We start from the raw sequence: 24852 nt of genomic DNA on the forward strand, positions 1-24852 counted from the left end.
TTCACATGAACTCCGTTTTCAACTCATTCAACTCGGGCGAACTGGACCCATTATTTCTTATGGGTTGCTGTAAAAAGTTTTCTCAGATTACGCTCAAAGCGTCCGAATTGTGAGATTTCTATGCAGGAACGATTGATACAGCTTCTGGAATCTGTCGCGGGGTCTGCCAAGCCTGTCAGTGCGAATGATCTTGCGCAGATGACGAAGCTGCCACGAGCAACGATTTATCGGAATCTCTCGTCCCTGCTGGACTGTGGTTTTCTGGATGAAGTGGAGGATGGCAAGCGGTATGTTCTTGGCATCCGCTTTGTCAAAATCGCCTTGACCGGCAAATCGGATTCTCATGTTATCAAAGCTGTGATGGCTATGATACACCGGCTGGTCATCGATATTGGTGAGACAGCCTTTCTGGCCCGTTATCGCGGAGGCCGTGTTGATCTCATTCATATTGAGACACCGAGCGATCCAGCGATCCCCTACATCTATCCGGGCCTTGGCATCAGGCCAGCCCATGCGTGCTCCTCTGCCAAAGCCATTGCTGCTTTTATATTGCCGGAGCTACGCGAGGAGTTACTGGTTGGCGAGCCACTCAGGTTTACCGCAAACACGCTGACAGACGCCTCCCAAATCGCGACGGAGTTGGAGCTAGTCCGGCGCTCTGGCTATGCGCTGTGCGATGGTGAGATCGAGGAAGGTGTTACCAGTGTTGCCGTTCCAATCAATGTGGACCGGCTTGGCTCCATCTTCAGTATGGGTGTTGTAGGCCCGACAAATCGGATCAAAACGCACCTTCACAGCCGTATTCTGCCGATTTTGATGGAAGAGAACATCCGGGCGGCGGCAGCGATACAACATTGTTCAATTGTAGATGCAGAAAGAGTGCATTCAGAGGCTCTTGCAAACTAACCGGAGGCACAACGGAATACTCATTTATTGATTTTGGGGAGGATATTATGAATAGACGGGAATTTGTTGCGTTGGTTGCAGCTTCTGCAGCCATGACGGCTCCATTCAGAGCCTTTGCGGATGAGACCTGCCAGTCTCCATACATGCCTAAGATTACGGGGCAGGAAGAGTTCGTTTATGTCTGGACACTGGGCGTGGAAGGCATGGGCGATGAGCAAGATAAACTGGTCACCGTTGACCTGCGCCCAGACTCGCCAACGCGTGGTCAGGTGATCAACAGCCTGTCCGTTGGCGGGCGCAATGAAGCGCATCACGGAGGTTTTTCAGCGGACCGACGTTACTTCTGGACAGGTGGGCTGGACACCAACCGCATCTTTATCTTCGATGTGCATACTGATCCTTCAAAACCGACCCTGCACAAAACCATTGAGACGTTCGTCAAGGATTCTGGCGGTGTTGTTGGTCCGCATACTTTCTTCGCCCTGCCCGGCAGCATGATGATCACTGGACTTTCCAATGATGATGATCATGGCGGACGTACGGCACTGGTAGAGTACAACGATGCTGGCGACTATGTGGCGACCTACTGGATGCCGACGACGGCAAACATGCAAGGAGCCGTTGCCATTGGGGATGCTGTTGCCGATGGGTTTGGTTATGACATCCGCGCGCTGATCCGCAAGAACGTCATGCTGACCTCCTCTTTCACTGGCTGGTCCAACTACATGATGGACTTTGGCCAAATGCTGCAGGATGCAGATGCCATGAAGCGGTTCGGGAACACGATCGTGCAGTGGGACTTGCATACACGCCAGCCACGCAAAGTATTCAATGTGCCGGGAGCTCCATTGGAGATCCGTTTCCCGTGGGGACCGAACGCGAACTATGCCTTCTCAACCACAGCATTGACCTCCAAACTCTGGCTGATCTACGAGGACGAGGATGGCGAGTGGCAGGCCAAGGATGTGGCTGACATTGGCAATCCGGCAGACATTCCCTTGCCAGTCGACATTTCCATCGCAGCGGATGACCAGACACTTTGGGTCAACAGTTTCATGGATGGCAAGACCCGTCTCTTTGACATTTCCGACCCGCATAAGCCTTTCCAGATTTACGAGAAAACCATCGACCGGCAGGTCAATATGGTCAGCCAGAGCTGGGACGGCAAACGCGTTTACTTCACCTCCTCTTTGCTCGCCAACTGGGACAAAAAAGGTGATGATGACGTGCAGTATCTGCGGGCCTTTAGCTGGGATGGCAAAGAGCTCGTCGAAGACTTCAACATCGACTTTTACAAGCTAGGCCTTGGGCGTGCACACATCATGCGTTTCGGCAGCTCAGAGCTTTACTCAAGCTAAATCCGGTGCAGCACGGGGCGGTTTGATCGCTGTCCCGTGCTTGTTTCATTAAGCTGGTCGGTGATATGCGTTTACTCAAGAAAATCCTTGCAGTGAGTTGTCTTGCTGCAGTTGTGCCTGTGCTTTGGTATGCGATGGTGACTAGTCAGGCGGCTGCCTCACGCCCCTTCGCAGCAGCCTTCAGTGCCAGTGAAGAATTCCAGTTTGAACCACCTGCACCGGGCTCTTATCGCCTGAACACATTCAAAGCTGCACCTGATGGGCAGGTACTCGATATTCACGGGGCATCCAAGAACCTGAGCGATCTCACGGGTGGCAAGATTAGTCTGGTGAGTTTCGTTTATCTCATGTGCGGCGATGTTAACGGCTGCCCAATTGCCATGTCGACGCTCTTTGAGATTTATGAGACCAGCGAGAAGCTCCCAAGCCTTCGCGAAGATGTTCAGCTGCTGACTATCAGCTTTGATCCCTCTCGCGACACAGTGGAGGCGATCAACTCCTTCGCCTACCCCATGCAGATTGATGAAATTGCGGAGCAAAAGCTCCCCTGGCATGTGCTGACGACGTCCGGCATGGAAGCCTTGCAGCCTATTCTGGATGGATATGGTCAGGTGGTTGACCGTTCTAACGATCAGGATGTGATCAATCATTTGCTGCGGATGTATCTGGTTGATCGCCAAGGGAATATCCGTAACGTTTATGGATTGGGAACGATAGATCCGCGTCTGTTGATCACGGATGTTGAGACTCTTTTGATGGAAGAAAGCAGGTCCTGATGCGGCGCTTCTCATTTTCATGCATCATGCTTGGTTTTCTTATTTCATCAGGAAGTGTTGCCGCGCAAACAAGCTGTGAGGTTGATCCGGAAAGCTGGTCTGAGGCCGCTTTACAACGGTCTCTCTCCACTCCGCTCGGACTTCCTCCCATTCCTCATCCGGCAGACAATCCACCCACGCGCGCGAAGATTGAGCTGGGCCGGAAGTTGTTTTTTGACCGACGGTTATCCATCAACCGCACCATGTCCTGCGCCATGTGCCATGTACCGGAGCAAGGTTTCACCAACTGGGAACTGAGCACGGCGATCGGCGTTGAAGGTCGCAGCATCAAGCGAAACTCGCCCAGTATTCTCAACGTGGGGTATCTTAGCGCCCTCTTCCATGATGGGCGCGATCCTTCGCTGGAAACCCAGTTCATCGGCCCTCTTACGGCACGCAATGAAATGGCGAACCCATCGGCTGGTCATGTGGTCTCGCTTTTAAACGATTTGCCTGAGTATAAGCCGTTGTTTGATGACGCCTTTGGCGCGCATGCTTCTCTCGACCGCATCGGTATGGCTCTCGGAGCCTACCAGCGATCTGTGATGGCTGGAAACAGCCCCTTCGACCAATGGCACTTTGGAGGAAACGAGGCGGCTGTTTCTGATGCTGCAAAACGTGGCTACGAGATCTTTACAGGCAAAGGCGGCTGCAGCAGTTGTCATTTGGTTGAGGATGACCACGCGCTTTTCACCGATGATCAGTTTCACGACACTGGCTATGGCCAAATGCGAGAAAACAAACGGCAAAACCCACCTCGAAGTATCCCTGTACAGGTTGCTCCGGGCGTAATGCATCAAATGGACTTTTCCAAAGTACTCTCCGTCAGTGCAAAGCGGGAGGCGGATCTGGGACGTTATGAAGTCACAGAAGTCCCATCCGACCGCTGGAAGTTCCGCACCCCTACTCTGCGCAACCTCACTGTCACCCCACCTTACATGCATGATGGGCATTTCAGTACACTGACCGAGGTCATCAGGTTTTACGATCAAGGCGGTTCAGACCTGCCCGGACAGGATCCTCGAATACGTCCGCTGAAGCTGACGAGTATCGAGAGAAAGGATCTAGAGGCGTTTCTGCGAAGTTTGACTTCGCCAGATCTGGATTGTTTGACCGCTGAGGCCAGAGTTGAGCAGCCTGATAATTATTAGGATCAGGCTGCATTTCTAACTCAATCCAGCTTACTTCTTCTTCCGCTTCAGCATGTCCTTCAGTTTCTGGCGTCTGGAGACGTGGCGGCCTAGGATTTTTTCCAGGTTGCCTACGTGAGACCGCAGAGTGTCCATTTCGTATTTGACTTTGCGGATGTTCTTTTCGTTCAGCATGCGGATAATCTGGTACACTGAGGCACTTGCTGCATTACGGACAGTATCGAACTCGTTCTGTTCACTCGCATCGCCAATTGTATTGCGTTTGAGATTGAGCAGGATGAGTGTCTGACCGATTTCATCAATCTCTTTCTGATAGTCCGGCGCTTGTTTCGATGTCGCCACACCTACCTTGTGAGCGTCCTGTAGTGTGTCCAAGGCCATCTTAAGCAACTCAATGCTTTCTTCGCCTTCGTCGAGCTTGTTGTTTTCGAGATGGTCCTTCGCAGCGGCTGCATGCTCCTCTGCTTTTTGAAGGATCAGGCCGTAATACTCAACCTCGGAGACATCGAGTATATCCTTCACATTGGCTTTGGCTGTCTCCAGAAGACCGTCAGTAATCGCAATGGCTTCCTCAAGCTTGTCTTTACGCTCTTCATCATCGGTCGGATCAAAGCTGTTCTCGCGCTCCAACTCCAGCTCTTCTGATGGCTTGACGGGTACTTCACCTGAGTTAGCCGCTTCGTTTTCAGGGCCAGACTTTTTCTTTCCGGACTTGCGCTTCGGTCCTTTTGCGCCTTGTTTGTCGAGAATTTCCTCCATCTTATCGAGGAAGTATTGCAGCGCATTCAGTGAGGCCTGAGCGCGTCTGATTTCGCCTTTGAGAAGGAAATCTTTCGCTTCCAAAGCAGTCCGAATACCGATGGAATGATACTTGCCGTAGTTTGCGGCATCCTCTTCATTTTTGATGGTATCGCGCAGTTTTTCCATATCTGCGAGGTCAGTCGTCACATCCTCAACTTCCTGTTCAAGCTCAGGAACTTGATCTGCGATCGCTACGCCGGAATCATGCCTTGTCTGCAGTGCATCATTGATGACCCGGAGAGCAAACAACTCAAACTCAGCTTTTTCGTAGTCTCCCTTGTCCATCAACTGCTGTGCTGCTTCGGCGTGTTCTTCGCCCCGCACTTGCATGGCCGCGAAGACTTCCTTGTCCATGCCATCCTTGATGTCTTCTTTCATGGCCTCAAACTCGGCCAGTTTTTCCTTGTTCTGCTTGACTGCTGTGCCAAGTTTTTCAGGATCCTTAGATAGAGGGACAGCCTCCTGCAGGAGTTCAAGCAGGCGATCCTGCTGCCGCAGAATGTATGCGCTTTCCTTATCAGGTCCGAAACGATCGCCCAGATTTATAAGATCAAGTGCACGCTCAATTGCCTGAACTGCTGAACGCTCACAGTCATCAAAATCTGCGGCAAGATGTTTGATGTTCTCCAGTTCCGGGCGCCGCTTCACAGTCTCTGCAATCTGCTGTCGGTAGAGTTCAAATCCTTCTGCAAAGCTAGCTTTCGCATCTTCAAACAAGCCAGCGTAATGTTCCTGCTCGTCTTCAACCGCTTTTACTGCGGTGCCTACCAAAACGTTGAGGTCCCGAGCTTCGACGTGATCTCTTCTTTGAAGAGCCCCTCTCATTTGCTCAATCAACCCCTTTGCTTCATTGTAGCTTGTGTCGAAATCGGCAAAGTCCAGGCCCCAATCTGCATATTTATCAAGGCTGAGGCTCAAGTTATCGATGCGCTTCTCATGCAAGTCGGCCCATTTGCTCAGGCCCTTCAGTTGAGAATTGACAAACTGCTCACTGACATTGCGGATCCCCTCCATTGAGCTGTAGTAATTCCGAGCATCCTTTAGCAGCGCCCTCATGTTTTCAGTGACCGCTTCGATATCCGCGCGTTCCACGCCTTGGGGGATCTTGTGTAACTCTTCTACGCTTTGCTTTAAGCCTTCATAATACTGGTTGAATATGTCCTCATATTCCCCCCTACAGAAAGGAAGCCATTTTTCGTAGGATGCGGGGGCAACTTTGGCCAGCTTGTCGGCATCCTCCAAAATTTTAGACCTTCGCATCTGGAAAACAGTCGTCTCAGCAAGACCTTGAGCGATGTCATCCAGTTCTGCGTTAGCCAGCGCGATACCTGCATCGGCAAGAACATCTATCAGCTTGTTGTTGACCTCCCTGATTATCAAGAGTTCAGCTGTCGCAGCTTTTCCGGCCTGTGATTTAACAAGTTCATCGACTGTCTTGAATCTAATAAGAATATCAGCCTCTAAACCATCAAAGAGTTTCTTCAGATCAGGGAAGTTTGCTACATTTCCTCTTTGATTGGACGAGTTCATATAATCGGATTGAACATCTGCGTATAAAATCACGAATGCGTTGTGTTCGATTTCCCTTTGAAGCAGAGCAAGATCTGCGCTCTTGCGGAAATCCTGACGATGTGTTTCGGCTTTATCCAGGCACTCTCGACTCGTCACAAGATCTTGATTTTCAATAGCAACCTTAAGTTCAGCAATGTTATCCATCGCTGCAAGGTAGGCAGCATCGAAGGTGGTGAGATCGACATCCCATCCACGTACGCTCTCGTGGATTTTGTAAATGTCTTCGATAACATCCTGGTAGTATTTAGCGCCTGCTGAGAGGCCGGAGAGCTCGGATGTCATGATTTGCTTGCTGACATCGAAGGCGTTTTGCATTTCCCGGTAGGCTTTTTTGGCTTCTGAGAGAGGTTCTCTTGCGCTGGTGAGGAAGAGTTCTTGGTTTTCTCTCATTTTCGGACCGGGCGTTGTCATCTTGCCTGCGTTGAGTGTCCAGTCGGTCGCGTCGCTGAGGCTGGAATTGGCTTGTTCGAAGGCAGTCTGGAAGCGTTGCAGGTAGTCGCCTGTGCAGAAGCGTTCCCAAACTTTATGCCCTTCCTTAACCGCTGTTTTCATCTGCTTGATCTCATCAAGCAGCAGCTTCAACTCACTGGCAAACAACACAAGATCTTCGTGATCTTGCTTTTTCGCCAGTTGCTCTTCGGTGGGGTTGTCCTCGATGATTACCCATTCAGATTCATCTAGCTCTGTGCCTTCTGCCTGCATTGGTTGTGGTGGGTTGGTGAGGAAGCCGTTGAGGTTGGTCATGGCTTGCTTCAGGTCGGCAAGCGCACTCAAAGCATCGGTGATGCGGCCTTGATTGATGTAATCCAGCGCTTCGTTTACGTAGTCTGTGGCCACCATTTTGTAGCTGAGGAACTCCCCACGGAGCTCATCGTTTACGATGGCTTTGGCAACGTTTTCAAAGGATTGGACCTTATCAGCTGCCTCTTTTACCTCCAGCTTAAGCTGCTCAACTTTTGCTGCGGTTTGAACGCCTCTTTCGTAGGCTATTTCGAGGCCGCTCAGGGCGATGTTGGAGTTGTCGATCGCATCATCAGCTTCCTCAAATTTCTTGCGTTTGAAGAGGATTTCGGCCTGATTGGCGTAGCCGGCAGCTCTTTCGTATAGATTATCGAAAATTGCTTCTTCTTCTTTATCCTTAAAGACGTCATCGCGATCATTGAAGTAGGCGATATCTTCGCGCAGCTTGTCCAGTGTCTGGGCGAACAGCTCTGCGTTTTCTTCCTTGGTGGCAGCAGATTTGACCGTATTAAGGTATTGAAGTTTCTTCACTTCTCTCTGCAGCTCGGGCACGGCTGCCTGCCCATAGGCGATTTCCTGATTGGCTTCGCTCAGGTTTTCCTTTGCGATGGCAGTGTCCGCCTGACTGATGTGATTTTCCACCTCACCGACGACCAGATCAAATTTCTCCAGATACCGAATGTTTCTGTCATCAGTCTCAGCGAGTTTTACATACTCCTGACGGCGGGCAATCATGGGTGCCACTTGTCTTTGCAAGAGAGAAAGCTGTTCTGCTGCAATATCAATGGCAGACTGGGCCTCTATGGTGAGACCGCGCATGGCAGACAGATTATGTTGGGCGCGTATGAGCTTGGTTTCAGCCGCTGTGACATCTCCTGTAAGCAGATCATTTTGCGCTTCTGCAATGGCGGCACGAGTAGACTTATCTGCGTCTTTAAACTGCGGCAGCAGGCCGTTGCTTCCCTTGATGAGGTCTTCCTGAGTGAGCAGTTCATCCGCTTTTCTGGTCAGCTCAATTGCATCACCCAAAAGCACCTTCACTTCACTTTGGTTGCCGCCTTCATCCTGAGAGGTTTCAGGTGCAGATGCCAGGCTTTGGAGCATAACCTGCTGGAGCGTACTGAAGTGAGTCTCAGCGCTTTCTATGGCTTTGACAGCCTCAACGCCCTTGCCAGCAGATGCAGAAGCAGACGCCTGCTTACAGTCTGCTATTACAGCGTCATGCTCTTTTTCAAAGTTAGCCAGCACTTTGGGATCATGTTCGATTTCAGTTTTGCGCGCACTGAGCTCTGATGTTGCAGTTTCCGTCGCCTGAACCCTGTCTTCGACGTCTTTTTTTGCTTCTTCCACCTGCGTTTGCGCTTTGGCCAGCACTTCTCGGAGGATTGCAAGATTGCTGGAGGCAGCGAGCATATTCTGCTTCGCGGTTGCGACGCTGCCGCCATTCAGTGCTTTGTTCAGCTCTGTTAAGCGGTCACAGGTTTGCTCATGGACATCGTCCAGCCTTGTTAGATCGACACCCCAGGCTTCTGCCGGTGTACGCTGCTTGTGCAGGTCATCTGCTTTCTTCTGCAGTTCAGCAGATAATCCCTTCATGCCTTCAACGCTGATCTCCTGACCTTCCTTGAAGTTGGTCTGCATGATCCGGAGGTACTCTTCTCCGCGATCCATGAAGGCCTGCATTTTATCGAGATCGACGAAGCCTTTTTTGTCCGGCTTGTTCATGATCTCATTGGCTTGCCTGATGTTGGCTTCTGCCAGCTGCTTGGCATCATCAAGGACTTTTTTCGTGACGTCCTCAATGAACACGTCACTGCGTCTGCCTGCTATATGTACAGCTTTAGCAAGTGCTTTTAAGTGCCTGCTTGTTTTAGATAATTCTTTTTGGTGGAGTGCTTTTTGTGCGGCAAGATCTTTTGGATCGGGCTGCTCTGCAGCAGCTTCTGGTGGAGTTTCCTGCGCTTCGGAGGCAGCTGTTTTGTCGTGCCCGTTTTCGCTGTCTGATACCTGCTCGTCTTCGGGCACATCAAACTCGACATTGTATCCAACTTTGATTGCTTTCAGGACTTCATGTGCCCAGTTTTCGTGCTCTTGAGGGAGATCATTCTCAGGCATTTGGAAACTCCGAAGTTCGGGGAAACTGCTGTTTCACACTCTAGTCGCGCTGCGCATAATTATGCGTTGCTGCACCTCGGATATGGGAAAATTCAAGTCTTTCGCTGAAAAATGCGTTGCTGATACTTGATTAAGTTAAGGTAAGTTTAGATCCAGTGTGAATCTGTATTTGAGGTGAAATTTAAATACGCAAATCAGAGCAGGCTTTACATCAGACACTGATAGAAAAATGACTTTGCGTTGGTTTGCGTTGAAATGTGAACGCATTGCCCCGGATAAGAGCCGACATTCCTGATAAATTGAATCAGGAATGCCATGTAACTCATTGATATAGTGAATTATATATTCAATCTACATGTTAGAATTTTCGCCCAACCTCGGCAAAAAGGTTCAAGTCGTTTGCTGCGTCGGTTAGCGTTGTTTTGTAAGACGCTCCGTCGGTGACTGCGTTGTAGAAAGCATCCAGCTCAATCCGGAATGGATCCTCATAGGATGGGCCTATCACCTCTGTGGTGGTCTGCTCATCTGTTGAGCGGGTGATACTGAGTTGTGTCGGCAGGTTACGGATGTACGGTGTGTCGTAGGTGGCGTGGTACCGCTCGTTCTGGGTGAGCACTTCGATACCTGCATCAAATTCAGCAATGTCGGAAATGATCGCTTCGTACATTGCTGTGAAGTGACCGTAGTCAAACAGGACCATGACGGTCTCGCCGCCGTGCTGCTTGGCGTAGCTGACGGACTTTGGCAGGCCGAGCAACTCACGCATGGCGGAGAAGCTGTGGGAGGACAGGCCTGTGAGCACCTGATAGGCGCGGAGCTGATCTTTCGTGGCCGCCTCTCCCATTATTTCGCGAAGCATGGCTGAGGTCCGTGTCTGGCCGTCCGCAATCACCTCTTGCGGCACGTCCTTGCCTCGGACCACTGGTCGCGTCTGGCGAGTGAAGTATGGCGCTTCGCGGATGATGTCGCGGATGCGAACATGACGGATGTTTTCCAGATCTGGCATGCGCTCTTTCAGCGCCAAGAAGCTGCGGGAGTAACGACGCATGTAGCCGACAAACACAACGCTGCTGCACTGCTTCTGCTCTTCCAGCAAAGCCGGGATCTGATGTTTGTTGAGGCAGACCGGCTTTTCTATGAAAACGTGCTTGCCAGCTTTCATGGCTTCAGTCAGCAGGTCAGCATGCAGATGATCAGGCGTCAGGATGAATACCGCATCCAGTGATGGATCGGCGATCAGATCAGAAGCGGCTGGGTAGCGTTTCTCGACGTTGTAGCGCTGGCCCACATACTCCATCAGCTCCTGAGAAACATCGCTGATGGCAGCAATGGTGAAGCGTTGATCGTCAGCCAACAACGGCAGGTGCATCAGCTGAGCGACTTCGCCCAGCCCGATAATTCCAACGGACAGTGACATTGTTGTTTTCCTTAGGCTTGGCTCATTGCAGCGATGTAGGAGTAATTGCGGCGAGCGAGTTCCAGCGGTGTTTCGGTTGCATCCTCTGCAACGTCCTGTTCGACAACCACTGGTCCCCGGAAATCCTTTGCCCGTAGGAAATCCATGACCGCCGCAATTTCAACGGCCCCTTCTGCAAGCGGGCACATGGCACCTGCGGCCAGAGACTCCTGAACGCTGATTTCGCCGGAAAGAACGCGGGCGCACACGTTTGGGTCCACGTTCTTCAGGTGCATGTAGTCGATACGATCCCAGACACGCTGCATGTAAGCCAGAGGATCCTGATCCCAGAACGCGTGGTGGCCGGTGTCGAGACACAGGTTGAGCGGCGTGTTTTTGAGCAGGTCGTCGATCTGCGCTTCCAGCTCAATGCATGTGCCAATATGTGGGTGGAAACTCAGCGCGATGCCGTAGGTTTCTGCCAGCATCGAATGAGCCTTAGCGAGGTCTGCATACATCTGCTGACGCGCATCAAGTGTGATCATGCCCAGTTGGCCGGATGGATAGACGTTGCTTTCGTCCATCACCACAAGGTGCTTGGCGCCCAGTGATGCCAGAAGCTCGCCCTGTGCCTTCATATCTGCATGGAACTTATCGCTGGTCTCTTTTTTAGAGAACGTATGCACGTGGGTGGCACCGATCAGGGTCAGATTACGCTTTGCCAGCATGGCCTTCAGCTGGTCTGCGTCCTTGGGCAAGTATCCCAATGGCCCGAGCTCGGTCCCTCGGTAACCTGCGCTTGCGACCTGATCTAAATATTCATCTGGCGTGTATGCGTTGCCAGTCGGGTAGCAAATTCCCCATGAACACGGTGCATTCCCAATCAACATGCCGTGCAGTCCTATTCGGTTTTTATATATATTGGATTGGAAAGAGCCCGGATGATGGGCTGTTCCCGTATCTCTTCCTCAGACAATCCCAGAGGAAGTTTCTTGCCTTTGAAGGCTCCCAGAAATTCGTCGAGTAAATCCTGATAGTTCGCCCTCGCGACGATCTCCGCGCGCAGGAAACCAGTTACCGGCTCATTGAAGGAGAGCTGCACTGTGTCGCCAGAAATTGGCACTTCCTGACGGCACCCGCTTGCATCTATCCAACGCAGCAGATCACCGTTAGCGCCTTCCACATGAACGGAGAAGCTTGCTGTGTCTGCCAAAACTTCCTCACCCATACGGGCTAAGCCGGAGGTGAGAGACAGATGCGGGCCATCTGGTCCTTCTGTCACGTAACCAAGGCCAGCTTTCATGGCATCCAGAACGGCTTGTTCGCTGAGTTCTTCCAGCCAGAGCACTGTCGTTGGGCGGGCCAGCACCAGCGGGCCTTCCGGCAGTAGCCTGTCTGGTTGATGGAAGTCACTGCCACCAATCAGCGAGATGTGGTGGCCATCGCTCAGGCGTTTTTGGTAGCGGGCCAGAGAGACCCAGTTGTACATGAGCCATGCAGATTGCCAGACTTCCATGCAGTCGGTTTCCGGCAGCTCATAGGTCCAGTCGATAGGCGGTTTGTCATGATTGATGGAGAACAGACCACCACGATCATGGGCCGCTTTGGCAACGATATGAGCGTGGTCTGGCTGGGTCATGCGGAAGTCGAGCCAGTCATCCATGCCGAACACATTGGCGTGGCCAACAGCGGTGGTGACTTCCATGCCGCGCACGAACACCAGATCCTCAGAGGAGTGCGGATGGAAGTATCTGCGCTGGGTGGTGGTGTTGTGATCTGCAACTGCCAGAAAATCCAATCCCGCCTGTTTTGCGGCTGCATGGAGCAGCTCAGGTCCGCCGCGTGCATCGGAATGGAATGTATGGCAGTGCAGATCTCCCTTGTACCACCCTGCCCCTTGTCGCACCGGATTTGGCGTGACGGGCTGTGGTGCAATCTTTCTGGGTGTCTGATCAAAGGAAATGGTGAGGTCTACATCCGCGCCGGTTTCCGGCAGTTTGTAGAGGCCCAAGATGATTTGCCAGGTGCCCGGCTCTATCTTGCCATGCACATAACCTGGTGTGGCGTCATCCAGCGCAATAAAGAAGCTGTCGCGGGCGCCCCCGCTCCAGCCACGAAACCCTGAGCTTGCCGGAAACGGCGTAATGTCAGGGTCAAGGCATCCAAGATCAATGATGCAATCTTCAGCCTTGGGATATTCCAGTGACACTTCAAAGCGTGTCGTGCCTTCGGGCACCTCAAATTCCAGATAGAAGTACGGATCAGCTGCCTGATCCGCCTTCATGATGTGCTTGTGGAGCTTGAGGTGGTCCAGCGTTTCACTCATCATCAAGCGCCAGTCTGTTTCCGTCTGCATCAAACAGGGTGATGTGCTTGCTTAAGAAGCCAAGCGCCACGTCTTCGGTCAGAATGATGTCGTCATCGGTGAAGATGCGCGCGGTGAAGCGGGCCGCATCTGGGCGTTCGATGGTGACGAGCTTTTCAGCACCCATGTTCTCGTTGGCAAACAGTTTGCCGCGCACCACGTTTTCCGCTTCTGCGGTTGCGCGCAGGTGTTCTGGACGCACACCCATGGTAATTTTCGGGTTGGCTGCGACGGCTTCTGCGAAGGAGCGCTGCATCGGGATATCCGCGACTTCCAGCCCGTCTGCGCGGACTTTGAGCACATTGTCAGAAACCATTGCTTCCACTGGCAGCAGGTTCATGGGCGGGTTGCCGACGAAGTTTGCCACGAAGGTGGTTGCTGGTTTGCGGTAAATCTCCATCGGGGTGGCAAACTGCACGATGCGACCTTGATCCATCACGGCCACACGGGTTGCCAGCGCCATGGCTTCAGCCTGATCGTGAGTCACGTAGACGGAGGTCATGCCCATGCTGTGCTGCAGGTGATGTAGGAAGCCGCGGGCCTCCAGACGCAGTTTGGCATCCAGGTTGGAGAGTGGCTCGTCAAACAGGTAGACCTGGCTTGGGTTGACCAGTGCGCGCGCCAGAGAGGTACGCTGCTGCTGACCACCGGAGATTTGGGCTGGCAGGCGGTCCAGCAAATGGCCGATTTTCAGCACATCAGCCACTTCCTGTGCGCGCTCACCACGTGTTGCCTCGTTCTCACCGCGCACCTTGAGTGGGTACGAGATGTTGTCGGAGATGTTCATGTGCGGATAAAGGGCGTAGTCCTGAAACACCATGGAGATCTTACGATCACGTGGATGCAAGGCTGTGACGTCTCTGTCGCCAATGTAGATGCGGCCTGAGGTTGGGGTTTCCAGACCGGCGATCATGCGCAGGCTGGTGGTTTTGCCGCAACCGGATGGGCCGAGCAGGCAGATGAACTCGCCATCGTTGATCTCAAAAGTCGCGTTTGAGACAGCATTGAAGTCGCCGAAAGATTTGGTGACGTTTTGGAATGAAATAGAAGCCATTTTTATTCTTTCGATTATGCCTTGATGCCGCCAAAGAACCGGAAACCGAACTTCCAGTTTACGAACAGATAGAGAGAGATGACCGGGAACGAGTAGATCAGTGCATAAGCTGCAAGCAGCGTGACGATTGGGGTGCCTGCTTCTGAGTAGAAGGAGTAGATGGCCACAGAGGCTGGCATCAGCTCGTCAGAGCGCAGCAGGATGAACGGGATCAGGAAGCTGCCCCAGATGTTCACAAAGGCCCAGACCACCACAACCACGATGCCCGGACGGATGACTGGCAAGGCCACATCACGGAAGGCCTGCATGGAGGAGGCTCCGGCGACCATGGCGCTTTCCTCGTAGGATTTCGGGATACCATCGATGAAATCGCGCAGGATGAACATGGCGGTTGGCAGCAGACCACCAGCAAACACCAGAATGACGGCGATGTGGGTATCGATCAGGCCGAGGCTGGAGATGATCAGGAAGATCGGCACCATGGCCGCACTGCCGGACACCACGGAGGAGAACAGCAGCAGGATGTAGGTGATGCTCTTTTTGCCCGGCACGTCAGAACGAGACAGCGCGTACGCGGCCAGTGTTGCGGAGATGCCGACAAGAACCACGCCGCCCACACTCTGAATGAAAGAGTTCAGCAGTCCGCGCATGGCGAACTTGTTTTCAAACACCGTGTAGAAATTCTGCAGCGTGAAGACCGCCGGGATCTCAAGACCAAGCTCTGCACGCGCATTGAATGGTGCGAACAGGAACCACAGCAGTGGCAAGGCAAATGCGATGCCGATGATGGCGGTGAGAACAGAGAAGCTGATGCGGGACAGCATTTGATGGAATGAGAGTGTCATTATGCTGTTCCTTTGTTCTTCTGCTTGGCGATGCGCAGATAAACAAGCGCGAAGGCCAGATTGATCAGCATGATCACCACGCCCACAGCAGCGCCTTTCCCGAACTCGAAGTCCTTGAAGGCCACGCGGTAGGTGTAGATGGAGAGCAGCTCTGTGCGGTAGGACGGGCCACCGTTGGTGAGCAGGAACGGCGTGAACACGTTGAAGGTCCACATAGTGATAAGGATCAGATCAGTGACCACATGGCCTTTGATCAGCGGCAGCGCGATGTCCTTGAACTTCTGGAAGGAGGTTGCGCCTGCAACGTCTGCGGCCTGGAAATAGCTTGGCGGAATGGAGGAGAACGCGGAGTTGAACAGCATCATGGAGAACGCTGCACCGCGCCAGGTGTTGAAGAAGACGATCACCCAGAACGGATTTTCCAGCAGCCAGTCTCCGGGTTCCAGCCCCAGCGACGTGACCAGCATATTGAGCGTGCCATTGTCATAATCAAGGAAGGCGAACCATGCAAAGCCGATGACCACTTCGGGCAGGATCCATGCAACGATAACGGCAGATTCTGAGAAGACCTTCACATATTTAGGCGTGGACTGGAGCAGCCATGCGAGCACCATGCCGAGCAGTGCCTGACCGACAAGAGCGGAGAGCAGCACGAACTGGATGGTCAGGATGAGAGAGAAGCCGAACTGACCACGGGTGAAGAACGTGCTCATGTTGAACAGGGCTATGTAGTTATCAAACCCGACGAATTCAGGATTGAGAGCCGTTTTTCCGAGCAGAGTTCTGTTGGTGAAGGAGACAAAGATGACCCAGAAAAACGGGACAATCACAAACGCTCCGACAAGGGCTGCTGCAGGGGAGAAAAACAGCGCTCCCGCGCGCGCAGACAACAATGAGAAGTTCTTCAAATTACACCTTCCCGGGAGGGAAACATTCTTCTTATTGGAAGATCAGAGGGCGCAGGAGCGCGCCCTCCCGGATACAACAGAGCGATGGATGCTCTGTTGTCCTTTTTTCGGCTGATTACAGCTTGCTGACTGTGTTTTCTTCGCCAACGATGGCGGTCACGTCAGACTTGTACTGTGCCATTGCTTCTTCAGGTGTCTGTTCACCAGAAACAACCGCTTCGGTCATACGCTGAACTGCAACAGAGACTTTGTTGTAGTGAGCGTTGTTTGGACGCGCTGTGGTCAGAGGCAGAAGTGTCTGTGAGGTCTCTGTCAGGAAGTCAGAGTTTGGAATCCAGACATCATCACGGATACGAACGCGTGGGTTGATCGCCTGGAAGGCATCCAGCTGCTCTTTGGAGTTCATGTAGGACAGAAGTGCCCAGGACTCTTTAGGAGCTTTGGTGTTTGGATTGATCACAAAACCAGTACCACCAGACATGGTCACGAAGTCCTGACCGCGGAAGCCTTTGCCCGGTTCCTGAGCTGGCATCTTCTTCCATGTCATATTGACGTCACGGTCTTTGACCTCAAACTCTGCGCCCGGCTTGGTGACTGAGCGATAGAACCAGTCGCCTTCCACCAACATGGCTGTTTTGCCATCACGGAAGTTCGCAAAGGTGCGGTTGCGGCCATCGCCGAGCAGCTGCGCGCGTTTGTCGCCAAGCTTTTCGTCAACATAAATGGTCTTGTACAGGTTCAGCGTATCCAGAATGCCTTGTGAAGACACGATCCACTTGCCGCTCTCATCCAGCATGCCTTCGCCGGTGCCGAGGATTGCCATCCAGTAGCCCTGCATGGTGGTTGCTTCACCCATGGACACACCAGCATTCAGCTGAAGTGGCGCGGACTTTGGCATCGCCTTTTTGATGGTACGCGCGGCATCCAGAACGTCTTCCCATGACGTTGGCTGCCATGTATCTGCATCAAGACCGGCCTGCGCGAAGATGTCTTTGCGCACGAAGATCATGCGGCTGTCGGTGCCCAGTGCGATGCCGTAGGCTTTACCGCCGTAGGACATCAGCTCCTTGGAGCCCTCAGAAATGTGGGACCACCCTTCCCAAGTGTTCACTTCTGCGCCTGCAACATCTTCCAGTGGCTTCAGAAGACCTGCGTCCACGAAGTTTGGAATGAGGAAGCCATCAAACGAGGAAACGTCTGCACCTGCCCCGGTTGAGAAGTCCAATGCGAGCTGCTGGGTCAGCTGCTCATCTTTGCCTGCGAACTCCTTGAAGTTCACTGTTACGTCCTTGCCGGTGGCTTTCATCATCTTTTCGAAGCCAGGAATGACGCTTGTTTTCAGCCAGACAGCGGCTGCACTGTTCACGCCGCCTTCCACACAACGGCAAGTGATGGTTACGTCGGTTGCCATCGCTGGCCCAGCAAGCGCTGTGGCAGCTGCAAGACCCAATGCATAACTACGCAATTTACTCATCTAAAAAATCCCCCCAGGGCATCCTGTGTTGGTGTGCCTTGTCACTAATCACGAGAAATCGATCAGTGAAATTAGAATGAACACGTTTTCACTATCCGTCAATACTATTGAAAAAATCAAGAGGATTCTGAAAATGCCTGAGAGCAGATATATTATATAAACGGCACAAAACTGTCATATTTTCGTCGTGCATAAAGATTGTTCGATTGACATCCTAGGGTTAGATACGGCATTAATAGTGAACACGTTTTCACTTATCGAGTAATTTTGAGTGTCTGATCAATCAAGCATCCAAGAGGTCAAACGCCCGGAACGCGCTACGGCAGATACAGTTGCCAAGCTTGCCGGCGTTTCGCGAGTCGCTGTTTCACGCGCCTTCAATCCGCATGCCTCTTTGAAAAAGGAAAAGCGCGAACTGATTCTCAAAATCGCGAAGGATGTGGGCTACACGCCGGACATGGCGGCCCGCGCTCTGGTGACACGGCGCTCGCATCTGGTGGGCGTGATCGTGCCGGATGTGTGCAGCCCCTGGGAATCACAGGAGATTGATGCGCTGACCACTGCCCTTCAGGCAGAAGGGTTTGCGACACTGCTCTTCAAGACCCGTACTGATCAGAGCATGGATGAGCGGTTGCTGACCTATATGAAGGGCTTCAATCTGGACAGCATCATCGCCTTTGCGGAGAACGTGACACCGGACACCCTTGCCCATTCTCTTGGCCGTGCGGTACCGATCTATGTGAGCTATTCTGAAGACGGCAGCCTGCCGAACCAGCCGAAGTCCACTTCTGTGTTTGATCGGTTGATCGTGGATCAGAAAAACGGGATCGATCAGGCGGTTGCTTTGATGCAAGCCTATGGCTGCAAACGATTTGCCTATCTGGGCGGCACGACAACCTCGCTTGCAAACACAGAGCGTGAGCGCGCCTTCAAATGCGTGATGAACGAGCGCGGCCTGCCTGAACCGCTGGTGCTGCAAGGCGATTATACCTATGAGAGCGCCCTCGCCTCCACGCTTGATCTGTTTCAGGTTGGTGAAGGTGTTGACGGCATCTTTTCAGCCAACGACGTTGGCGCCTTCGGGGTGATTGATGCACTTCGCTTCAAGCTGGGCCTGCGGGTGCCGGAAGATGTGAAAGTGGTCGGCTTCGATGACATCGCTCAGTCCGGATGGCTGAGCTACAACCTCACCACCGTGAAGATTGATCTGGAAGACCGTGTGCGTGCGCTTGTGCGCCTGATTTTGCGGCGCCTGAAAGACCCCAATGCCCCTGCCATGATCGAGACACTGCAGACCCGCCTGATTGTGCGCGGTACTGTGGGCTCATAAATAAGCAAAGAAATATGTCCCCAATACTATTCACCTGATTTTCAAAACCCATCTGGATATCGGTTTCACTGATCATGCAGAGAAGGTTCGCCAGCGCTATCACAAGTACTTCCTGCCACAGGCACTTGATACGGCAGAGCATTTCTACTTTGAAAATCCGCACGATCCCAAGTTTCGCTGGACCACCGGTGCATGGTTGATCTGGGACTATCTGAATGAGGCTGGTGCAGACGACGTCAAACGACTGGAAGCTGCTATTGATAAGGGCCTGATCCGCTGGCATGGCCTGCCGTTCACCACGCATTCTGAGTTGATGTCTCCGGCGCTGTTTGAGGCGGGGCTTTCCTATTCCAAAGAGCTGGATGAGCGGTTTGGGGTGCAGACTGTTGCAGCCAAGATGACGGATGTTCCAGGTCACACTTTGGGCATCGTGCCGTTGATGGCGAAAGCGGGCATCAAGTTCCTGCATCTTGGTGTGAACACCGCCTCTCCAACGCCGAAGCTGCCGGAGGTGTTCCGCTGGCAGGCGCCAACAGGTGAAGAGATTCTGGTGCTCTATCAGAACTCCTATGGTGCGACGCAGTTCATTCCGGGTGTGGCGGATGGCCTGAGCTTTGCGCATACGGAAGACAATATTGGCCCGCAGAACACCGGCCAGACCGTAAACGTCTACCGCGCCATGGAGCGGCAGTATCCGGATTATCGGATCAAGGCAGCAACACTGGATGAGTTTGCTGAGGTGCTGTGGCCACATCGCGAGAGCTTCCCGATTGTGACGCAGGAGATTGGCGACAGCTGGATCCATGGTTCTGCGACGGATCCAGTAAAGTCCGCGCGATATCGTGCTTTGCAGCGGGTTTATGATCGTTTCACTGAAGATAAAATCACGCCGTCCCGCCTTTCCTTTGGCCGCAAGCTTTCCATGGTGGCTGAGCATACGTGCGGAGTGGATATCAAAACATACTTGCGCGATGAGCAGGCGTGGAACCGGGATGACTTTGAAGCGGCGCGGGAGAACGATCCGCGCTTCCAATATGCAGAAGCCTCCTGGCAGGAGCAGCGCGCTTATTGTGATGATGCGGTTACAGCTCTTGATGCGGATGATCAGGCTGTTGCCAAAGCGGCGCTTTCTGAAATCTGCTGTCCGCTGCCGCATGTGGGCCCGTTTGAGATCGACAGCGAAGCTGAGTTTGGCGGTTGGTCCATCAAGATTGACCGGGACAGCGGCGCGATCAAGCACCTTAAATCACCAAATGGCAAAGAGCTGTTTGGGCTGGATGACAATCTGATCTCATTTGCCCATGAGACCTATAATGCGGCGGATGTGAAGGCGCATATGGATGCCTACCTCACCCATGAGGAAGAGTGGGCCATTCTGGATCACATCAAGCCGGGGCTGAATAAGGCAGCGACAGCTGTTTCCAAGAGCCATCGCCCGATGTTTGAAGGGCTGGCGATTGCAGATGACCGGGCCATTCTGTCTTATGTGATGGCCTCTGACATTCCCGGCGCGATCCATAACATTCAGCTGGTGCTGAATGGGGAAAGCGACAAGCTGGAGATTACGCTTCGGCTTTACGGCAAGATTGCCAACCGGATGCCGGAGGCTGGTTTCCTGCGGTTTGCACCGGATGGCGCCAAGAGCTGGCAGTTCAACAAGACCGGTTTCTGGGTGGATGCCCATGACGTGCCGGATATGAGCGGTGGTCAGCTGCAGGCGATCTTTGGCGCGAAAGCTGATGCCGGTCAGGAGATCCGCATTGCACCGCTGGATACGCCGCTTGTGGCACCTGCTGAGCTGCCGTTTATGCCGTTCCAGCATCAGGCACCGGCTTATGGTGAGGGTCTGCGGTTTAACATCTACAACAACAAGTGGGGCACCAACTTCCCGATGTGGTGGGAAGGTGATTTCTGCGCCCGTTTTGTGCTGGAGCTGGGCGACTAGCCCACTCCCTAACCTATTTATCCAACAAAAAAGCCAGCTCACGGCATTGGTCGTGAGCTGGCCTTTCGGGAGAGCGGGAATTTCAGCTTATTCAGCTGCAACTGACTCGCTGTCAGAGCCACGGGCATCCCATAAGCCCTGATAGATTTCGACCATTTCCGCAATGGTTGGGGTGATCGGGTTGTTGCCCGGAGACCCAGAGGCCAGCGCCTGCTCTGCCATAGTCTCACAACGATCCATGAAGACCTGACGTTCAATGCCAAACTCTTCCGGTGTTGGAACGGAGAGCTCATCATTGAGTGCGCGCAGCTCGATCAGGAGCTTGCGGTTTGCCATGGCATCATCATCCTGCTCAGAAGCGAAACCAAGAGCACGAGCCGCTTGTGCGTAGCGTTCAGGTGCTGCTGGAATTGAGAATGCAGTTACATCTGGCAGCAGCATGGCGTTGGAGAGGCCATGCGGCACATGGAAGAACGCGCCAATCGGGCGGCTCATGCCATGAACGAGTGCAACAGAAGCGGCGGAGAATGCGACACCGGCCAATGTTGAGCCGAGCATCATTTCCTCACGGGCCTTTTCGTTTTTGCCGTTATGGTAGACCTCACGCAGGTTCGGGCCGATCAGCTTGAGCGCTGCCAGAGCCTGACTGTCGCTGTATGGATTTGCCTTCTTGCTGACGTAGGCTTCCAACGCGTGGGTCATGGCATCGATGCCGGTGTCTGCGGTGATGCGTGGTGGCAGGCTCATGGTGAGTTTGTAGTCCACCAGCGCTGCAACAGGCATGAAGCCGATGCCAACGCACAGCATCTTCTCGCCGCGCTCTTCATCGGTGATGATGGTGAAGCGGGTCACTTCTGTACCGGTACCGGCTGTGGTTGGCACTGCGATAACTGGCAGACCCTGCTCCGTGACGTCTCTTGGGAAACGATAGTCCCGCATTTCGCCGCCGAACTTTGCCAGAATCGAAATTGCCTTTGCACTGTCGATCGGGCTGCCACCGCCGAGGGCCACGATGCAGTCATAACTGTCAGCTGTTGCCTTTTCCACACCCGGAAGGATGGAGGCAACGGTTGGTTCAGGCAGGGTATCAGCAAAAACATCGCTTTCGATGCCCTCAGCCTTGAGGCTGTCCTGAATAGATTCGGAGTATCCCAGCTGAACCATCATTGGGTCTGTGACGATGAGAGGCTTTTTGCAGCCGATTTTTGCCAGAACTGCAGGCAATTGGAGGCTGGCTCCCGCACCAACTTGCATGATGCGCGGCAGAATGATCTGAGATGTCATTAGAATGAACCTTTAGTTGTGGTGGTCATCTGGGATGCCGGGAACATCCCAGATGACTTAGGGGGCGAGCTTCTTACTCTGCCGGAGTTGCAGCGGAGGCTGCGCCGTCTGCGGAGTAGGAATGCTCTTCATCATCGACGGTGGAGATGATTTCAGAGACCTCAAGGTGCAGTGACTTCAGCAGGCCCCACGTGGTGAGGATCAACACGAAGGAGTACGGAAGAGCTGCGACGATCGAGGCTGTCTGCAGGGCTCGCAGGCCACCTGCGAACAACAGCACCGCGGAAACTGCGCCAATGGAAAGGCCCCAGAAGATGCGGTAGCGGTTTGCAGGGTTCTCATCACCCATGGACAGGATGGTGCAGATGACGAGTGTTGCGGAGTCTGCAGAGGTGACGAAGTAGGTCACCAACAGGACGGTACACATAGCTGCACCAAGGATGGTGAGCGTTGAGCCGAGATCCAACAGCTCGATTGTTTTGTACAGAGCCGAGGTCATGTCTGCATTCACTGCCTCTGTCACGCCGCCAACGCCGAACAGTTCAAGGAACATTGCGGTGTTGCCGAAAGTTGTGATCCAGAAAGTGGAGAGCAGTGTTGGTGCCAGAAGAACGCCGAGCAGGAACTCTTTTACGGTGCGGCCTCTGGAGATGCGGGCAATGAAGATGCCAACGAATGGTGCCCATGCAATCCACCAGCCCCAGTAGAAGATGGTCCAGCCACCCTGCCAGCTGTTATTTGGATCGGTTTCCACCCAGAAGCCAAGCGGAATGGCGTTCGTCAGGTAATCACCCAGGTTGGTTGCGAAAGACCCGAGAACGTAAACGGTTGGGCCAAAGATGAGGAAGAAAACAAGCATGACCATTGTCAGGTGCATGTTGAACTCACTCAGGATCTTAATACCCTTGTTCACGCCACTCAGCACGGACATGGTTGCCAGTACGGAAACAATCACAATGATGATGATATTGTTCATGATGCTGACTTCAAAGCCGAACAGGTAGTTCAGGCCGGTATTCATCTGCTGGGCTCCCAAACCAAGAGATGTTGCAATACCGAAGACAGTGCCGAAAACTGCAAGCAGGTCAGCAGCATGACCGATTGGGCCATAAATCTTATCACCAAAAATCGGGTAGAGCCCTGAACGAACGGACAGCGGCAGGCCCTTGCGATAGTGGAAATAAGCGAGACCCAGACCAGAGAGTGCAAACAGCGCCCAACCGTGCAATCCCCAGTGGAAAATACTAATACGCATTGCAATCTGGGCTGCCTCTACGGAACTCTCCTGCCCTTCTGCAATGAACGGATTACTTTGGAAGTGGTAAATTGGTTCTGCGATACTCCAGAACAGGATACCGATGCCGATGCCTGCTCCAAAAAGCATCGAAAACCAAGAAAAGAAGCTGTATTCCGGCTTCTCGTCATCCTTCCCCAAGCGGATGTTGCCATAGCGGCTCATGGTCATTGCAAAGGCTAGGAACAGGAAAAAGCTGACCAGACCGATATAGTACCATGATAGATTATTTGCGATGAAACCTTTAGCTGAATTGTAAATTGAGCTAGCGGTCTCAGGAACCATTACAGTAAACAAAACAAACGCAACAACGAGTACAGTAGACCCGACGGCCATAACAGGATTAACACCTGTAAACAGGCCCTCCCCCGTCCTTCTTCCAGTATTGCTGTTATTATACATTTGTCCCCCTCAAGCTTTATTTTTGCTGTCCTGATTGAAGCTTGAATTTTTGCCGGAGGGTTAAATTGTTATCAATCAACAAAAAAAGACCCAATGATATAAAAATATTTATGAATAGTTTTACGTAGAATATGGAATTCTACCCATACGAATGGGAGAACCAAATGAAGAAGAATTTACCCCCGCTCAATTGGCTCAGGGCATTTGAAGCGTCCGCGCGACATTTGAGCTTCACGCATGCCTCAACCGAGCTCAACCTTACGCAGGCTGCGATCAGTCACCAGATCAAGGGACTGGAGTGTCAGCTGGGGTGTGTATTGTTTAAGCGTCTGCCACGTGGGTTGGAGTTGACAGACGCCGGGGCTGCTTATCTTCCTGCGGTTCATGAGTCCGTTGAGCGCTTGAAGGCGGCGACCGAAGAAATCTTCGGTCAGGGGCAAAACAATCTGCTGACAGTGAAGATCAACATGGTGTTCTTCATGCGCTGGCTTGCACCGCGCATGAAGGAGTTCCGCCGTTTGCATCCTAAGATCAATCTGCGCATCACCTCCAACATCTGGCTGGACAACAAGGAAAGCTCTGGCGATTGCGATATGGAAGTGCGGTATGGCCGGGGCAAGTGGCCGTCCCTGCAGTGTGATCGGCTGACACGGGATGAGCTGTTTCCAGTCTGCAGCCCGTGCTACCTGGAGGAGAACGGGCCACTCACTTCACCTAAGGATCTGCCAGGCCACACGATTTTGCATGTGATCGGCTATCAGGAAGGTTGGGGCTACTGGCTGAAGCAGACCAAGCATAGTGATCTGGAGTTGGGCCAGAGCTATCAGTTTGATACCCTTGTAACTGCATTGGAAATGGCGGCTCTGGGAGAAGGCGTTGCGTTGGGGAGAACCAGCCTTGTGGAAAATGCAATCAAGTCCGGACAGTTGGTTGCGCCGTTGGAACAAAAGGTTCCGACAGAAGAAGCGTTTTACCTCGTTTACTCCAATAACAGTCTTGAGCACCCCCATGCGGTTGCTTTCAGAAACTGGATTTTGAACGAAATACATGAAGGCTAAGCAGCCTTTTTGCCGGTAGCAGTCTATTTCAATCCAAA

The 24852-nt window shown here is 52.8% G+C and carries 17 protein-coding genes; 7 read left to right on the forward strand and 10 right to left on the reverse strand.

The window, feature by feature from the left end:
• The first annotated feature begins 120 nt into the window (after positions 1-120).
• From PJE062_RS03630 to PJE062_RS03645, 4 genes are all read left to right on the forward strand, one after another.
• Positions 121-906: an IclR family transcriptional regulator gene (locus tag PJE062_RS03630; RefSeq protein WP_008546618.1), complete on the forward strand. Its 786-nt coding sequence runs from the start codon at positions 121-123 to the stop codon at positions 904-906.
• Between the two features lie 47 nt (positions 907-953).
• Positions 954-2264: a selenium-binding protein SBP56-related protein gene (locus PJE062_RS03635; RefSeq protein ID WP_008547254.1), complete on the forward strand. Its 1311-nt coding sequence runs from the start codon at positions 954-956 to the stop codon at positions 2262-2264.
• Between the two features lie 65 nt (positions 2265-2329).
• Complete coding sequence (locus PJE062_RS03640) at positions 2330-3040, forward strand: SCO family protein (protein ID WP_008546885.1); 711 nt, start codon at positions 2330-2332, stop codon at positions 3038-3040.
• On the forward strand, positions 3040-4230 hold the full coding sequence (locus PJE062_RS03645) for a cytochrome-c peroxidase (RefSeq protein WP_008546467.1): 1191 nt from the start codon (positions 3040-3042) through the stop codon (positions 4228-4230). The genes PJE062_RS03640 and PJE062_RS03645 overlap by 1 nt, the downstream gene beginning before the upstream one ends.
• 30 nt (positions 4231-4260) lie before the next feature.
• Here the strand turns inward: PJE062_RS03645 and PJE062_RS03650 are convergent, their stop codons facing one another.
• The 8 genes from PJE062_RS03650 to PJE062_RS03685 form a co-directional block, all read right to left on the reverse strand.
• Positions 4261-9459, reverse strand: a complete 5199-nt coding sequence (locus PJE062_RS03650) for a hypothetical protein (RefSeq protein WP_008546983.1) — start codon at positions 9457-9459, stop codon at positions 4261-4263.
• 358 nt (positions 9460-9817) lie between these two features.
• Positions 9818-10876, reverse strand: a complete 1059-nt coding sequence (locus PJE062_RS03655; protein ID WP_008547108.1) for a Gfo/Idh/MocA family protein — start codon at positions 10874-10876, stop codon at positions 9818-9820.
• A gap of 11 nt (positions 10877-10887) precedes the next feature.
• Positions 10888-11745 (reverse strand): sugar phosphate isomerase/epimerase, encoded by an 858-nt coding sequence (locus PJE062_RS03660; protein WP_208982125.1) that lies wholly within the window; start codon positions 11743-11745, stop codon positions 10888-10890.
• Between the two features lie 11 nt (positions 11746-11756).
• Positions 11757-13211: a CehA/McbA family metallohydrolase gene (locus PJE062_RS03665; RefSeq protein ID WP_247643096.1), complete on the reverse strand. Its 1455-nt coding sequence runs from the start codon at positions 13209-13211 to the stop codon at positions 11757-11759.
• Positions 13174-14274: an ABC transporter ATP-binding protein gene (locus tag PJE062_RS03670; protein ID WP_008546919.1), complete on the reverse strand. Its 1101-nt coding sequence runs from the start codon at positions 14272-14274 to the stop codon at positions 13174-13176. Before PJE062_RS03670 ends, PJE062_RS03665 begins: the two co-directional genes overlap by 38 nt.
• Before the next feature lie 14 nt (positions 14275-14288).
• Positions 14289-15119 carry a carbohydrate ABC transporter permease gene (locus PJE062_RS03675; protein ID WP_008546842.1) on the reverse strand — a complete coding sequence of 277 codons (831 nt, stop codon included), beginning with the start codon at positions 15117-15119 and terminating at the stop codon, positions 14289-14291.
• Positions 15119-16027: a carbohydrate ABC transporter permease gene (locus PJE062_RS03680; protein ID WP_008546241.1), complete on the reverse strand. Its 909-nt coding sequence runs from the start codon at positions 16025-16027 to the stop codon at positions 15119-15121. The genes PJE062_RS03675 and PJE062_RS03680 overlap by 1 nt, the downstream gene beginning before the upstream one ends.
• Before the next feature lie 115 nt (positions 16028-16142).
• A complete protein-coding gene (locus tag PJE062_RS03685; RefSeq protein ID WP_008546836.1) occupies positions 16143-17501 on the reverse strand; it encodes an extracellular solute-binding protein in 1359 nt (452 codons plus the stop codon).
• Positions 17502-17772: 271 nt separating this feature from the next.
• Here PJE062_RS03685 and PJE062_RS03690 point away from each other — a divergent pair, with 271 nt between their 5' ends.
• Positions 17773-18831 carry a LacI family DNA-binding transcriptional regulator gene (locus tag PJE062_RS03690; protein WP_008546259.1) on the forward strand — a complete coding sequence of 353 codons (1059 nt, stop codon included), beginning with the start codon at positions 17773-17775 and terminating at the stop codon, positions 18829-18831.
• Positions 18832-18859: 28 nt separating this feature from the next.
• Entirely contained in the window at positions 18860-20776 is a 1917-nt protein-coding gene (locus PJE062_RS03695) for a DUF5054 domain-containing protein (protein WP_037035880.1), read from the forward strand.
• Between the two features lie 87 nt (positions 20777-20863).
• Here the strand turns inward: PJE062_RS03695 and PJE062_RS03700 are convergent, their stop codons facing one another.
• Together PJE062_RS03700 and PJE062_RS03705 are read right to left on the reverse strand one after the other, a co-directional pair.
• On the reverse strand, positions 20864-22060 hold the full coding sequence (locus PJE062_RS03700; RefSeq protein ID WP_008547073.1) for an iron-containing alcohol dehydrogenase: 1197 nt from the start codon (positions 22058-22060) through the stop codon (positions 20864-20866).
• Positions 22061-22133: 73 nt separating this feature from the next.
• Complete coding sequence (locus PJE062_RS03705; protein ID WP_208982126.1) at positions 22134-23756, reverse strand: BCCT family transporter; 1623 nt, start codon at positions 23754-23756, stop codon at positions 22134-22136.
• Positions 23757-23920: 164 nt separating this feature from the next.
• On the opposite strand from PJE062_RS03705, the gene gcvA reads away from it, so the two are divergent.
• A complete protein-coding gene (gene gcvA / locus PJE062_RS03710; RefSeq protein ID WP_050773826.1) occupies positions 23921-24814 on the forward strand; it encodes a transcriptional regulator GcvA in 894 nt (297 codons plus the stop codon).
• Positions 24815-24852: the final 38 nt, after the last annotated feature.

Source organism: Pseudovibrio sp. JE062 (assembly GCF_000156235.1).
Classification (GTDB): domain Bacteria; phylum Pseudomonadota; class Alphaproteobacteria; order Rhizobiales; family Stappiaceae; genus Pseudovibrio.